Origin of the sequence: Pseudomonas sp. HY7a-MNA-CIBAN-0227 (genome assembly GCF_040310325.1) — a bacterium.
In the GTDB taxonomy this organism is placed as follows: Bacteria; Pseudomonadota; Gammaproteobacteria; order Pseudomonadales; family Pseudomonadaceae; genus Aquipseudomonas.
Window position 1 is genome coordinate 1 of record NZ_JBEOPT010000359.1, and the last position, 236, is coordinate 236.

General features: G+C 35.2%; 1 protein-coding gene. It reads right to left on the reverse strand.

Annotated features, from left to right (window positions below):
• Positions 1 to 236, reverse strand: a 236-nt coding sequence (locus AAEZ06_RS28265) for a hypothetical protein (RefSeq protein ID WP_350617521.1), incomplete at both ends; no start/stop codon positions are given.

The following is a 236-nucleotide window of genomic DNA, read 5'->3' on the forward strand; positions in this document are numbered from 1 at the left end:
CGTATAAAGAGCAGTCTTGAATAATGCCCGATTAGATTATTAATATAGCACCCTAGTTTATTTTTATTTTGAGATTCTTGGTAAATGAACGCATTACGTTCATTTTCAATATCATTTTTATAGCATGGCAGCATGTCGATAAAACGCTGAGTTTTATCATGATCCCAAATCACGTTTTCTGGATAGGTATCACCAACGATCGCTTGAGTGCTACTAAAAAATGATAAGACTGGCCG